The sequence below is a fragment of the Nocardioides sp. genome (assembly GCF_047602075.1).
Taxonomy (GTDB): Bacteria; Actinomycetota; Actinomycetes; order Propionibacteriales; family Nocardioidaceae; genus Nocardioides.
In genome coordinates this window covers 2,059,215-2,071,054 of the sequence record NZ_JASGIF010000001.1, presented here as the reverse complement: position 1 = coordinate 2,071,054, position 11,840 = coordinate 2,059,215, and the positions used below count along the sequence as shown (strand labels likewise).

The 11,840-nt window shown below is 71.0% G+C and carries 9 protein-coding genes, 1 pseudogene and 2 riboswitches; of the genes and pseudogenes, 5 read left to right on the top strand and 5 right to left on the bottom strand.

Annotation, left to right across the window (positions count from 1 at the left end):
• Positions 1 to 4: 4 nt before the first annotated feature.
• The 4 genes from QM714_RS10395 to QM714_RS10380 all read right to left on the bottom strand — a co-directional run bounded on the left by QM714_RS10395 (position 5) and on the right by QM714_RS10380 (position 4,117).
• Complete coding sequence (locus tag QM714_RS10395; RefSeq protein WP_415100144.1) at positions 5 to 796, bottom strand: FadR/GntR family transcriptional regulator; 792 nt, start codon at positions 794 to 796, stop codon at positions 5 to 7.
• Positions 797 to 849: 53 nt separating this feature from the next.
• A complete protein-coding gene (locus QM714_RS10390) occupies positions 850 to 2,868 on the bottom strand; it encodes a cytochrome c oxidase assembly protein (RefSeq protein WP_415100142.1) in 2,019 nt (672 codons plus the stop codon).
• Positions 2,865 to 3,479, bottom strand: coding sequence for a copper resistance CopC family protein (locus QM714_RS10385; RefSeq protein WP_415100140.1), 615 nt, complete (start codon positions 3,477 to 3,479; stop codon positions 2,865 to 2,867). The genes QM714_RS10390 and QM714_RS10385 overlap by 4 nt, the downstream gene beginning before the upstream one ends.
• Before the next feature lie 110 nt (positions 3,480 to 3,589).
• Positions 3,590 to 4,117, bottom strand: coding sequence for a hypothetical protein (locus QM714_RS10380; RefSeq protein ID WP_415100138.1), 528 nt, complete (start codon positions 4,115 to 4,117; stop codon positions 3,590 to 3,592).
• 113 nt (positions 4,118 to 4,230) lie between these two features.
• Positions 4,231 to 4,432: riboswitch (cobalamin riboswitch) on the top strand.
• A gap of 52 nt (positions 4,433 to 4,484) precedes the next feature.
• On the opposite strand from QM714_RS10380, the gene QM714_RS10375 reads away from it, so the two are divergent.
• Genes QM714_RS10375 through cobM form a run of 4 tightly spaced genes read left to right on the top strand, consistent with a single transcriptional unit; the run spans position 4,485 to position 8,288 of the window.
• Positions 4,485 to 5,330 (top strand): nitrite reductase, encoded by an 846-nt coding sequence (locus QM714_RS10375; protein WP_415100136.1) that lies wholly within the window; start codon positions 4,485 to 4,487, stop codon positions 5,328 to 5,330.
• Positions 5,327 to 5,992 carry a precorrin-8X methylmutase gene (locus QM714_RS10370; protein ID WP_415100134.1) on the top strand — a complete coding sequence of 222 codons (666 nt, stop codon included), beginning with the start codon at positions 5,327 to 5,329 and terminating at the stop codon, positions 5,990 to 5,992. The genes QM714_RS10375 and QM714_RS10370 overlap by 4 nt, the downstream gene beginning before the upstream one ends.
• The gene (locus QM714_RS10365) at positions 5,989 to 7,539 is read left to right on the top strand and encodes a precorrin-2 C(20)-methyltransferase (RefSeq protein WP_415100132.1); all 1,551 of its coding nucleotides are present in this window, start codon (positions 5,989 to 5,991) and stop codon (positions 7,537 to 7,539) included. Before QM714_RS10370 ends, QM714_RS10365 begins: the two co-directional genes overlap by 4 nt.
• Entirely contained in the window at positions 7,536 to 8,288 is a 753-nt protein-coding gene (cobM, locus tag QM714_RS10360) for a precorrin-4 C(11)-methyltransferase (protein WP_415100130.1), read from the top strand. The genes QM714_RS10365 and cobM overlap by 4 nt, the downstream gene beginning before the upstream one ends.
• Before the next feature lie 601 nt (positions 8,289 to 8,889).
• Here cobM and cbiE read toward each other — a convergent pair.
• Positions 8,890 to 10,104 (bottom strand): precorrin-6y C5,15-methyltransferase (decarboxylating) subunit CbiE, encoded by a 1,215-nt coding sequence (gene cbiE, locus QM714_RS10355; protein ID WP_415100128.1) that lies wholly within the window; start codon positions 10,102 to 10,104, stop codon positions 8,890 to 8,892.
• 126 nt (positions 10,105 to 10,230) lie between these two features.
• Positions 10,231 to 10,337: riboswitch (cobalamin riboswitch) on the top strand.
• Positions 10,338 to 10,380: 43 nt separating this feature from the next.
• Between cbiE and QM714_RS10350 the strand changes: the two are divergent.
• Positions 10,381 to 11,364, top strand: a pseudogene (locus tag QM714_RS10350) (ATP-binding protein); the annotation flags it as partial.
• Between the last annotated feature and the right edge of the window lie 476 nt (positions 11,365 to 11,840).

Here is an 11,840-nt window from a genome sequence, read left to right as displayed (position 1 = left end):
GTGCTCACGCCAGGTCGTCCTCGCCGGCCTCGGTCAGAGCATCGTCGGTCAGAGCATCGTCGGTCAAGACACCCTCGGCCAGGGTGCGCTCGGCCATCACGATCTGCTCTCGGACGGCGACGAGATGGGCGCGAGCCTCCCGCTCGGCAGCCTCGGCGTCCTTGGCGCGGATGGCGTCCAGGATCCGCTGATGGGCCGCCGTGGAGGAGTCGCGGCGAGCCTTGGTCTGCAGCGAGACGGAGCGGCTGGGGGCGATCAGGCTGGCGATCTGTTGGTTGAGCATCGCTAGCAGGGGGTTGTGGGTGTACTGCGCGATGGCCTGGTGGAAGGCCTGGTCGAGCTCGGCGTAGTGCTCCCTCGATCGCGGCGACCGCTGCGCCTCGACGAGGCCCTCCAGCTGCGCGATGTCGCGGGCGGTGGCCCTGATCGAGGTCAGCCCGGCGATCGGCGGCTCGATGATGGAGCGCAGCTCCAAGATGTGTTCGATGTCGGGGCGTGCGCCTGTGCTCAGCACTCCGCCGATGGCCCCTCCCGCGGCAGTGCGGGCCTCGGTGGGGGAGAGCACGACGGTCCCGCGGCCGGGACGCCGGTCGATCAGTCCCCGGATCTCCAGCTCGTGCAGTGCCTGCCGGATCGAGACCCGCGAGACCCCCAGTTGTTCGGTCAGCTCCATCTCGGACGGAAGCTTGTCGCCCGGCTGGAGGCTGCCGTCCAAGATCAGCTGCTCGAGCCGGATGGAGAGGCGATCGGGCAGGGACAGGGAGCGCTCGTTGCCCAAGGCAGACCAATCCACCACCAGACCAGATTAGTCTGACAAACAGACTAATGGCCAATCAGTCCGGACTGCAGTCAATGCGGCGGAGCCTCGGTGTCCCGTCTGGCCAGCTCTTGGAGATGCTGGTTGTATGCCGCGAGCTCGGCATCGTTGTCTCGCTCCGCCCGCCGGTCGTAGCGATCGGCGGCCCGGGAGTCCTGGCGATACCACTGGATCAGCATCACCAGGAAGAGGATCACGATGGGCACCTCGCTGAGGGCCCAGGTGACGGCACCGGCGAGATACTGATCCGCGGCAAGATCGGTGGAGTAGGGCCGGTCCAGCAGTCGGTAGTAGTCCCCGCCGATCAGGTTCTGCGAGGACATCACGCTGATGGCGAAGAAGGCGTGCAGCGGCATCACCAGGAGCAACAGCAGCACCCGACCGAGGTAGGGGAGCCGCCGCGGCAGCGGAGCAGAGCCGATCAGGACCTCGTAGAACAGCACGCCGGCGAGCAGGAAGTGCAGCTGCATGAAGGCGTGCCCCAGGTGGTTGAGCATCAGCTTGTCGAAGACCGGGGTGAGGTAGACGACGTACAAGCTGCCGATGAAGATCGCCGCGGCGACACCGGCGTTGGTGAGCAGCCGAACCGGCCGGGAGGCCAGCACCCGGGCCAGCAGCTGACGAGGCCCCGTCCCGCCGGGGGTGTCCGCGCCGGGGAGGGCGCGCAGCGCGAGCGTGACCGGGGCGCCGAGCACGACGAGGATGGGCGCCACCATCGAGAGCACCATGTGGCTGACCATGTGCAGGCTGAACAGCACGTGGGAGTAGACGCCGAGGCCCCCGAACGTCGCATAGCCGACGAAGACCAACCCGATCAGCCACACCAGGGTCCGCCAGATCGGCCAGTGATGGCCATGTCGCCGCAAGGTGATCACGCCGGTGAGGTAGAAGGCGGCGCCGAGGCCGCAGACCGCCAGCCCGACCCCTGAAGGAGTGAAACCCCAGAGCACGCGGGCGAGATCCGGCGCCGGTGGCAAGGGGCCGCCGAGGAGGCTCTCGGACAACGTGGTGTACGTCGCGCCGACCGGTGGCGGGGTCCGGGAGAGCCCCACCCCGAGGCCGATCGCAGTGCTCATCACCACGAGCTCGGCGCCGGTGAGCATCCCGAACAGCCGGCTGTCCGTCAGCCCGGCCTCGCGGCTCCTGACCATGGCGCGCAGCCGAGCAGCCAGCAGGCCGAGAACGGCGAAGGCGACGATCTTGGCGAGCACCCCACCGCCGTACCGGCTGGTGAACAGCTCGGTCACCCCACCGAGGCGAACCAGCGCGTTGACGGCACCACTGACACCGGTCAGGGCGAAGCACCAGACGGCCAGACCGGAGAATCGGTGCACTGCCCTGGTCCGCAGCCGCCTGCTGGCACCTAGATGCCACCACAACGCGACGACGCCGCCCACCCAGAACACCACGGCGAGGACGTGGATCAGCAACGAGACCACGGCCAGATCGTGGCTGCCGGCCGAGGCCGAGTGGCCGGTGAAGACGGGCGGGATGACCGCGAGCACCGAGAGGCCCAGCACGGCGCAGGTCTCGCCGTTGGTGAGCGCCCAGCGGCAGCCGACCGCGACCATCGCGACGAGGAGGAGTTGGACGAGGAGCAGCCGGCCCTGGTCGATCGAGGTCGCGAAGTCGACCACCGCGCCCAGGGCCAAGTGCGTCGGTGGCACCGCGAACAGGTCCGACACCGTCAACCAGATCTCGACGAGGCAGACGACGAACCAGGCCGTGGCGAATCGGCGGACTGTCGCCAAGGCGCGGATCGCCGGGTTGGACAGCTCGCTCGCCGTGGTGGTCATGGTGAGCGGCGCGACGACGAGGGCGCCGATGGCCGCGACCGCGAGCAGGTTGCTCAACGCCTGCGCGATCGGCAGGCCCCAACCGGTGAGCGGACCGGGGTCGGGGATGCCGGGCGGAGACGGCTGGGATGCGCCACCGCCGAGGGCGAGCATCGCCGTCATGGCGAGCACGCCCAAGACGGCGATGGCGAGGAGCAGCGCACCGCGCCGGGTCCGAAGGCCCGGGCGGCGCACCGACACCTGAGGTTCCGTCATCTGGCCGACCGTCTGGACCAGAGCAGCAGGATGAGGGCGATCAGGACCAGGCCTGCCCCCACGATGACGTGGGTCGCGTGCCTGGCCCAGAACCCTTCGGCCGACTCCTCGTCGGCCTGCGATGCCGCGGTGGCCGAGGACGAGTTGTCCGGCGAGGCCGCCGCGGTGGTCGGCTCGGTCGACGGCGACGTGCTCGCCGTGCCGTTGTCGGCCAGGGTGAAGGTCAGCTCGTCACTCACCGGGTGGCCGTCGTCGGAGACGACTCGATAGGCGACGGTGTAGGTCCCCGACGGCTCCTCGCCCGTGGAGGCGACCAGGTCCTGCGACACGGTCGCCCCGTCGCGTTGTGGATCACCGGCGGCGAGCTTGGCCCCGTCGGGGCCGATGACCGAGACGTAGATCGGCTCCTCCACCTCCTCGGTGAAGGTCAGGGTGACCGTGGTTGGGAGCCGGTCCACCTCTTGACCCTGCTCGGGGGTCGACGAGACCAGAGCGGTGTGGGCGGCGGCCGGTGCTGCCGTCCCGAGCGCGGCTGCCCCAGCCAGAAGTACGGCGGCGGCCAGGGCTCCGGTTGCCCGGTGTCGCATCGCTGGGTGTCGTGAAAGCGTCATGGGATATCTCCTCGAGGGTAGGCGTAGGCCAGGGGTCGTCGAGCAGCCGGTGGCCGTAGCGGACACCGGTGCTGGTGAGCCGTGGCAGCCGTCCGTTGCGGCCGCAGCGCTCAGCGACGCGGTGGCCCGCGAACCCCGACCGGTGCGCCGCACCAGGCCGCAAGCTGGGAGGTGGCCCGTTCGTGGACCAGCAGAGGTTCGGAGGTGGGTGTCGGGACCGCTCCGAGGAGTGGGCAGCGAGCCGCCACCCAGTGGTGCAGCAGGTCGAGCAGCGCCTGGTCGAGCCGGAGGCAGACCACGGCGGTCAGCGCTCCGACGAGCAGGTGGGTGGCCAGCATCCGCACAGCCGAGACGTCGGCGGCGTCGTGGGCTCCGGCTGCGGTGACCATCAAGAAGGCGTGCCAGCACACCTGGGACAGCAGCGCCGCGGCGGCCACGGCAGCGGCGTCCCCTGATCTGCGCACCAGCACGGCGCACACGACGATCGCCATCGGAATCACCAGCAGGGCGGAGACTCCCGGCACTGCGCCACCGGAGGAGGTGTGTGCGATCAGGGCGCCGAGGCCGCAGATGGATCCGGCGGCGAGGACACGGGGGTCAGTGACTGCGCGAGGGAACTGCTCGGCCCGCGCCTGCACTTCCCGCCTCCTACCCGTTGGTCGGTCGCGCCGACCACTCACTGGACACGGACTCTATCGCTGGGAGTGGAGCGCCCTCGCCCCGACCGCACGTCGAGGAGGGTGAGCCGACGGACTAGGCTCGTCCTGCCAGTCGTACTCCACGAGGTGGGGTCAGGGAACCCGGTGCGACTCCGGGACTGACGCGCAGCGGTGAGGGTGACGGGCGGGGCAGGTGTCCACCCGTGGGCACAGTCACTGGAGCATCGCTCCGGGAAGGCGCTCCGTGCCGGAGGATCCCGAGTCCGAAGACCTGCTGGCCCTAGCGGCGACCGCCGCCAGGTCCACCGCGGCCCCGCGCACGGGTCCTGACCGAGCAGGTGAGGCAGTGTCAGTCACCAGGACACGTGTGGACCGCTGCCCGGGCGTGCTGCGACCGTGGCCGGCCGGGGACGGGCTGCTCGTGCGGGTGCGGTTGATCGGCGGGAGGATCAGGTCGAGCCAACTGGCGGCGTTGGTTGCCTTCGCCGAGGAGTACGGCGACGGTCGGGTCCGCCTCACCGGTCGCGCGAACCTCCAGGTCCGCGGCCTCCCGGGCGCTGACGGAAGGCTCGCCCCAGCCGTGCTGGGCGCCTTGGCCGCGACCGGGCTGCTGCCCTCGACGAGCCACGACCTGGTGCGCAACGTGATGGTCTCGCCTCAGACCGGCCTGGCCGGCGGCCGAGCCGACCTGCGGCCGGTCGCCGACGAGCTGGATCGCCTCCTGTGTGCCAGCGAACGGCTGGCCGCCCTGCCCGGCAAGTTCCTGTTCGTCCTCGACGACGGCCGAGGCGACCTGGTCGATCACTCCTGCGACCTCGGTCTAGTCGCCCTCGACGGCGAAGGAGCCCAGCTCCGGGTCGGAGCGCGCTGGGGAGAGGTCGTCGACCTGACCGCCGCCCCCGCGGCACTGCTCACCCTCGCCGACGAGTTCTTGGATCGACGAGGCTCCGGGCCAGACGCCGCCTGGCACGTCGAGGAGCTCACCGCTGACCTGCGACGGGCAGCACCCGCCGATCCGCGGCTGCCCGAGGTCAGTGGACCACTTCCGTTCGGTCGGGTTCCGGGCGGCACCCATGTCGCCGTACCGGACAGCGGGCTCGACCGTGCCGCCGTCGAGCGGCTGACCAGCGGCGCGGGCGAGCTGGTGGTCACGCCGTGGCGTGGGGTGCTGGTGCCGGGAGGTGAACGATGAGCGGGCCGGTGCCACCGCCGCGACGCTACGACTACCTCACCGAGGGAGCCGGCATCTATCGAGAGTCCTTCGCCACCATCAGGCGCGAGGCGGACCTGAGCCGCCTGCCGCTCGACGCGGAGAAGCTGGCGGTGCGGATGATCCACGGCAGCGGGCAGGTCGACCTGGTCGAGGACCTGGTGATCCACCCCGGCCTGGTCGGTTCGGCCCGCGCCGCGCTGGAGGCTGGTGCGCCGATCCTGTGCGACGCCACCATGGTGGTCACCGGCGTCACCCGATCACGGCTGCCGGCGGACAACGAGGTGATCTGCCTGCTCAATGACGACCGGGTGCCGACGTTGGCGGCCGCCTGGGGGACGACGCGAACCGCGGCCGCGGTGTCCTTGTGGGAGCCCCGGCTGGCCGGCGCGGTCGTCGCGATCGGCAACGCACCGACGGCGTTGTTCCACCTGATGGAGATGCTGATCGCCGGCGCTCCGCGGCCCGCCGCGATCGTCGGCTGCCCGGTCGGGTTCATCGGGGCCGCCGAGTCCAAACAGGCACTCATCGACCTGGCCGACACGCACGGCATCGACGTGCCCTACGCGACGGTGACCGGCCGACGCGGTGGGTCCGCGATGACCTCGTCGGCGCTCAACGCCCTGGCTCAGGAGCGCGAATGACGGGCCGGCTGTTCGGCGTCGGGGTCGGCCCGGGCGACCCGGACCTGATCACTCGGAAGGCTGCCCGGCTGATCGAGTGTGCCGACGTGGTCGCGTATCACGCCGGGGTTGGCAAGGAGTCGCATGCGCGGCGGATCGCGGCGGAGCTCTTTCCCGCCGAGGTGATCGAGGAGGAGCTGACCTATCCGGTCACGACCGGTGGGACCGACCACCCCGAGGGCTACGTCGGGGCACTGCGCGACTTCTACGCCGACGCTGCGGGCCGACTGGCCGCGCACCTGGACGCCGGGCGTGACGTCGTCGTGCTGGCCGAGGGTGATCCGCTGTTCTACGGCTCCTACATGTACCTGCACGACCGGCTCGCCGAGCAGTATCCGACCGAGATCGTCCCGGGCGTGCCGGCGTTCGCAGCAGCGACCGCGGCCGTCGGGTTGCCGTTGGCCCGGCAACAAGACGTGTTGACGGTGCTGCCCGGCACCCTGCCAGAGCCTGAGCTCGCTCGGCGCCTCGCGGACGCGGACGCCGCGGTCGTGATGAAGCTGGGTCGCACCTTTCCCGCCGTACGTCGCGCTCTCGAGGCCGCCGGACGACTCGACGGCGCGGTCTACGTCGAGCGCGCCTCCGGCCCCGGCGAGCGCTGGCTTCCCGTCGCCGAGGTTGCCGAGGACACCGTGCCGTACTTCTCGCTGGTCCTGGTGCCCGGTGACAGTCGGCACGGCCCTCGCTCTCGCGAGCGCGTGGACGAGGGGCCGACGGGCGTTGCTCAGACCGCCGGGTCGTCGTCGACCGCCGAGCTGCTCGTCGTCGGGTTGGGTCCGGGGCCTGACCGCTGGCTGACCGCCGAGGCGGCCGAGGCATTGGCCGGCGTCGACCACGTGGTCGGATACGGACCGTACGTCGACCGCATCCCCCAGCGTGTCGGCCTCTCCCGACACACCTCCGGCAACACCGTCGAGGTCGAGCGGGCCCGGCTCGCGTTGGGCTTGGCCGCTGACGGTGAACGGGTCGCCGTGGTCTCAGGTGGTGACGCGGGGGTGTTCGGGATGGCGGCGGCGGTCTTCGAGGCCGCCGAGGATCCCGCGTTCGCCGACGTCGAGATCGCCGTGCTGCCCGGTCTCAGCGCTGTCCAGGCCGTGGCGGCCCGCGCCGGAGCACCCATCGGCGCCGACTTCGCGGTGCTCAGCCTCTCGGACCGGCTCAAGCCCTGGGACGTCATCGAGCGGCGCTTGCGAGCCATCGCCGAGGCCGACCTGGTGCTGGCCGTCTACAACCCCGCGTCCCGCTCCCGCACCACCCAGGTCGCCGCCGCCCAGCGGTTGCTGTTGAAGCACAAGCGACCCGACACGGTCGTTGTGGTGGGGCGTGATGTCGGCCGAGCCGAGGAGTCGCTCACCGTGACCACGCTGGCCGATCTCGACGCGTCCTCCATTGATATGAAGTGCCTGCTGATCATCGGCTCGACCAGCACCCGGGTCGGCGCCGCTGGTGTCTGGACGCCGCGCTGGGCAGAGCGGTCGGAGGCTGGGCCGCCGGAGGCAGGACCGTGACTGTCTCCTTCGTAGGCGCCGGCCCGGGTGCAGCTGACCTGCTCACCGTGCGCGCCGTACGCCTCCTCGGGCGAGCCGACCTGGTGCTCTATCCGGGCACCTACCTCGACCCCGAGGTGCTCGAGCACTGCGCGCCGTCCGCCCGGCTGGTCGACACCCAGGACCTGGATCTGGACAGGATCGTCGACCTCCTGGTGGCGGCCGATCGGGCGGGTGAAGACGTCTGTCGGTTGACCTCCGGCGATCCCTCGCTCTATTCCGCGGTCGCCGAGCAGACCGCACGGCTGGACCGGGCCGGTGTGCCATGGCAGATTGTGCCGGGCGTCCCGGCCTATGCCGCTGCGGCCGCCGTGGTTGGCCGTGAGTTGACCGCCCCGGTGGTCGCCCAGTCGGTGGTCCTGACCCGCACCCAGGCTCGGTCGACAGCGATGCCCGACACTGAGTCGCTGGCGGCGTTCGCCGCTACCCGCGCCACCCTCGTGCTGCATCTGGCGATCACCCGCACCAGGGTGCTGATGGAGGAGCTGGTCGCGGAGTACGGCGCCGACTGTCCGGTCGTCGTGGTCTATCGAGCCACCCAGCCCGATCAGTTGGTGTTGACCGGAACGGTCGCCACCATCGCCGACGCTGTCGAGGAGGCCGGGCTCCGGCAGGCGGCAATCATCCTGGTTGGCCGCGCTCTCGCCCCTCGCGACGCTGGCGAGTCATTCCTCTACTCGCCTGGTCGGGAGCGCCGCGGGTCTGGGTGACTCCTTGGGTTGGCGGTCGACTTGCTTGTCGGGGCCCGGTGTTCTTGCGTCTCCTGCGCCGCTATGGGTGCTGAGTGCCTGGTCTACCAGACACTCACCCCCGACAACCGCGCACAAGACGGGTCCGAGCACCCACAGACCCGCAGCAGACGGGCACCGGGCCCCGACAAGGGCGCGGGAGATGGGCTGCAGTGGGTCGAGGGGTTGCCGTTTGGGCCCAAACCGCAATCGGGGACGGGGCGGCATGCAGTTTGCGGCCAATCGATGTGCCGTTTGCGCCCAATCGATGGGTTCTCGCTTGATCCGGAGCCAAGGCCCCACCGATTGGGCACAAACGACATCGAAAACGCCGGATTCCATGTCGTTTGCGCCCAATTGATGACTCCTTCCCGCCCGGACCCGCCCCTCTGGTCACAGCGGTCACACGGGTCGCTGCAGTGGCCACCGGCGACCAGCAACCCGGCCGTCAGCCGAACCACCGACCGCCTCTCCGCGTAGGAGCCCTGTCGGTCGCGACTACCGGTGGCCAGCAACTCGGCGGCGGGGACAGGGTGGCGATCGCCGACCGACCTCCTCTTCGGACTCAAGGTGATGCGGTCGCCTACGAGGGCAACGTCAGCGCCCACTGGGTGACGGCTCGGGCGGGGGTCCAGCCGGTGAAGGAGCCGATCGGCGCGGCGACCTCGACGCTGAGGCGGGTCAGCTCGCCGCCGTGCTGGCGGAAGGCGGCGAAGAGCAGTTGCTCGGTCTCCAGGGTTACGGCATGCACGACGAGTCGACCAGCTGGCGCGAGGGAGGCGAGGCAATGGTCGAGCAGGCCGTCCTCCCTGGCGCCACCGCCGACGAAGATCGCGTCCGGGGCGGGCAGCCCGGCCAACGCGGCCGGCGCTCGACCGGTCACCACGACCAGGCCGGGCACGCCGAGGCGGTGGGCGTTGCGGGCGACACGAGCGGCTCGTTCGGGGTCGGCCTCGACCGCGGTGGCCGAGCAGGTCGGGTGCGTCCGCATCCACTCGATCCCGATCGAGCCGGCGCCCGCGCCGACATCCCAGAGATGCTCTCCCGGAACGGGCGCGAGGCGAGCGAGGGCCGAGGAACGCAGGTCTCGCTTGGTGAGCTGACCGTCGTGCTCGAACGCGTCGTCAGGCAACCCGGTTGTCCAGCCGAAGTGGCGCGGCCCGGCAAGGGCGACGGCGAGCACATGCAGCCGAGGCACTTGCGCCGGCGGCGCCGCGAGCCAGTCCGTTGCAGACATCGCCAGGCGGGTCTCGGTGGTCGTGCCGAGGTCGCCGAGCACGGTCAGCACGCTCGCGCCGTACCCCTCCTCGACCAGCAAGGTGGCGACCAACCCAGGGGTGGTCTCGTCCGCGCTGAGCACGAGGAGCCGACGCCCGGGAGCCAGTTCACGCAACAGCGTCGAGGGGCCGCGACCGACCAGACTGACCGTCGTCGTGCGCTCCGTCGGCCAACCCATCCGGGCCCGAGCCAACGTCACCGACGAGATGGCCGGCTCGACTTGCACCCGGTCGGGGCCGAGCACGTCGACCAGCACCGAGCCGATCCCGGACACCATCGGGTCGCCGGAGGCCAACGCGACCACCCGGACTCCGTCTAGAGGGGCGAGCAGATCGGCCAGGCCGTCGCGCAGCGGGGACGGCCAGGGCACTCGTCGCTGACCGACGATCTCGGGCAGCAGAGCAAGGTGGCGAGCGCCGCCCAGCACGACCTCGGCGGCGCCGACCACCTCACGCAGTCGAGCGGGCAGACCAGTCCAGCCATCGGCACCGATACCGACGACGGTGATCACCGACGCCACTGCATCGACCTCTGGTGACCCGGGATCGGATGGGGGAGGAAGACCCGGCATGAGGCACGACGCTATCGTGGTCCGCGACAGGCACGAGGTGCCCCCGCGACCCAGCCATCGCCAAGCGGTGAGGACGGTCAACGGGGAGAATCTGGGAAGCCGGTGAGACTCCGGCACAGGCCCGCTGCGGTGAACCGGGCCCCCGTCGTCGGCGGGGGACTCGACAAGTCCGAAGACCGGCCTCGCGCCCGACACATCGAGTGGCGAAGCGAGCGGGAGCCTCACATGCCAGTGCACTATCCCTTCTCAGCCGTGGTCGGCTGCGAGACCGACGACCTCGACGACATGGGACTCGCACTCGTGTTGACCACGATCTCCCCCGAGATCGGCGGAGTCCTGGTGCGGGGTGAGAAGGGCACCGCGAAGTCGACCACGGTGCGTGCGCTGGCCGCCGTGCTGCCACCGATCGAGGTCATCGCCGAAGACCGCTTCTCCACCGACCCGCACGATCCGTCCGCCTCCTCCCCGGACGGCCCCTTCGGCGAGGACGCCGAGGTGGTCACCCGGCCGGTCCGGCTGGTCGAGCTTCCCGTCGGGGCGACCGAGGACCGGGTGCTCGGCTCCTTGCATCTCGAACGAGTGCTGTCGGAGGGCAAGGTCGAGTTCGAGCCCGGCCTGCTCGCCCGGGCGCACCGCGGGGTGCTGTACGTCGACGAGGTCAACCTGCTCCACGACCACCTCGTCGACGTGCTGCTCGACGCCGCAGCCATGGGCAGGGTCACCGTCGAACGGGACGGTGTCTCGCTGCACCACGCCGCGCGGTTCGTGCTGGTCGGCACGATGAATCCCGAGGAGGGAGAACTCCGACCGCAGCTGCTGGACCGGTTCGGGCTGACCGTCGAGGTGGTCGCGCCGCGAGCAGCCCCGTTGCGCGCGGAGGTGGTGCGCCGACGGATCGCCTACGACGCCGACCCCGCTGGCTTCTCGCGGTCCTACCAGAACGCCGAGGCTGCCCTCACCTCGCGGATCGAGAATGCCCAGAAGCGGCTCGGTGACGTGCGGCTCTCCGAGTCGGTGCTGCTGAAGATCGCGCATGTCTGCAGCGGGTTCGAGGTCGACGGCCTCCGCGCCGACATCGTGACCGCCCGGGCGGCGGTCGCCCATGCAGCCTGGCAGGGTCGCGACGAGGTGGTGCGCGAGGACATTCGCCGTGCCGCACTGCTGGCACTGCCGCATCGGCGTCGCCGCAACCCCTTCGACGCCCCCGGCCTGGACGAGCAGTTGCTCGACCGGCTGCTCGACGAGGAGGTCCCGCCGCCCGAGCCACCCGATCCGTCGGACGATGACGACCCTGGACCCGTCGAGGATCGACCCGACGACGATCAGCCACAACCTGGCCAGGACGCCGACCCACCGGCCGGGCCCGGCCAAGCTCACCCGACGACGCCAACCGGGACGAGGTGGTCCCACCGGACGGACCAGCGCCCGAGTCTGGACCACCCGAGGCTGGCGACCAGCGCACGACCACGGTCGCGGCCGCGACGCCGTACCGTCCGCGCCTGCTCACCGTGCGCGGCATCGGCGAGGGCTCCGACGGTCGGCGCAGCCGATCGATCGCGACGCACGGCCGTCGGGTCGGCGCCACCGCCGGCCGGGTCGACGCCGGCGGCCTGCACCTGGTCGAGACCGTTCGCGCTGCCGCAGTGCACCAGCCTGCCCGGGGTCGCATCTCGGGCCGGTTGAGG